Source organism: Facilibium subflavum, assembly GCF_003574485.1.
Taxonomy (GTDB): Bacteria; Pseudomonadota; Gammaproteobacteria; order Francisellales; family Francisellaceae; genus Facilibium; species Facilibium subflavum.
The window spans coordinates 1-1901 of record NZ_QLIT01000129.1; the positions used below are offsets into that span (position 1 = coordinate 1).

General features: G+C 40.1%; 1 pseudogene. It reads right to left on the reverse strand.

Features of this window, described 5'->3' with window-relative positions:
* Positions 1-1901: pseudogene (locus DNK84_RS08310) on the reverse strand (calcium-binding protein); the annotation flags it as partial.

Consider the following 1901-nt stretch of genomic DNA (forward strand, 5'->3'; position numbering starts at 1 on the left):
GTATCTTCATCCGCAAGGTTTTTAATCATAAGGTTACTCAATTCTCGTGTAAACCACAAATCATCACTATTTGCCCCATCAATAAAAAGTGTCTCCTTTGTCGCGGTATCATTGCCTTTGTGATTGATAATGGTTTGATGATTTACGCTGAAATCCACATGATATTGTGCATTGATACCACCTGATAAATATTGCAAAGGACTGTCTGTCATATAAACTGCATTGCCATTAAGAATATTATCTCTTGTGATATAACGGCCATCATCAAACACAATCCGATCAATTTTGGTGCGATAGACATTATCCGTATGATAAAACTGATGAATGGTAATCTGATCATTGGGATAGTCATCGAAATTAATCACAAGATTATTATCTTTTTTATCAAAATGCAGATCATTAAAGTCAATCCCCTGGCCAAAGACGATTACATCGTTAAAGTGATCATAAGGGCTCCAGCCATTTCGATAGATTTGATCTTTACCATCACCGATATGATAGATAATCGTTGTCGTGATCGTGCGATAGCTGATAAGTGTATCATTACCTGGGCCGCCTTCAAGGGTGTTTTCAGTCATAAATCCATCTGAATGCAGGACATCATCACCTTCATTTCCATAAAGCCTGTCATCACCGCTGCCATACAATATATCATTGCCCTGACCACCGATTAAAATATCAACATCTTCGTTTTTATAAAGCGGCTTGCCACCATTGCCATAAAGTGTGTCATCTCCATCACCACCCACTAAAACATCACGACCATCACCACCTTTGATAACATCATCACCACCAAGCCCCCAGATATAGTTATCATCTGGTGTACCATCCAGGATATTATCCTCGGAATAGTTATCAGCATGAGTACTGATAAAGTTGCTATTGGTGCTTAGTAAATCCAGTTGACCTTTTTGTAATAAATCAGTGACTAATTGCATTGATGGGTTTTGTAAAATTTCAGGGATAATTGATTGTGTTTCAAACCCCAGGCCTTGCAAGTGTTTGCCATAGGTGTCGATGATGATATCAATCGCCTGTAATGACACTGCCGAATCAGCCCTTTGATAAAGAAAATCTTTAACAGCTGGCCAGTCGATGCTAAGCACATCATCTTGTTGTGTGGTTTGCGCAATATAAGTGCTAAGCTCATCAATCACCCTATCAGCAAGCACGATGGCTTGTGCGCTTTTAACCATTTTTTGGGTGTCCTCAATCAAAGATTGATAACCTGCTTCAATCAGATCCCTTCTTCCAGTACGGGTGAGTCTTTGAAACTCCCATTCTGAAAAGCTTGCCGATTGGCCTTTAAAAATCGCTTTACTGCCTCTAAACTGATTACCAACGCGCACCATTACCTGATAAAGCTTACCTTCTGATATGGTGTTGATGTAATAGTCTAATAAGCGACTGCCATTGAATGCCTCTAATATGGCAACTTTCTCGATTAACTGGCGTGTCTTATCACCAATATCAGCATAGACGAATGTGCCATCATCGATTTCAACACCCTCTAAAATCGACAAGGAAGTCTCAAAATCTGACTGGCTTTTTACCCATGCCAGTAGAAGCTTATGAATCGATGCGCTATCAGGTGTGGCCATGACCTGTTTTAATTGTGCAAGTAACGCAGGGTTTTCACTGGCTGCCTGTTGTAATGGGACTAGTGCGCCATGGCCTTTAATATTGAGCAAATCAGCAAAGGGATAATCAATCGATGGATCCTGGCGAAAAAAGTGATTTTCAACAAAATTAATGGCCGATATTGCCGCTTCATTACCATCACTTGTTTGATAGGTGCTTGATTTCACAATCACACCGCCATCGCTTTGTCTGTTTTCATTACTGGTTGTAAGTGAAATCTGAGTAATCCCTGTTTGACTGATATGATAAAGCTCGCCTTG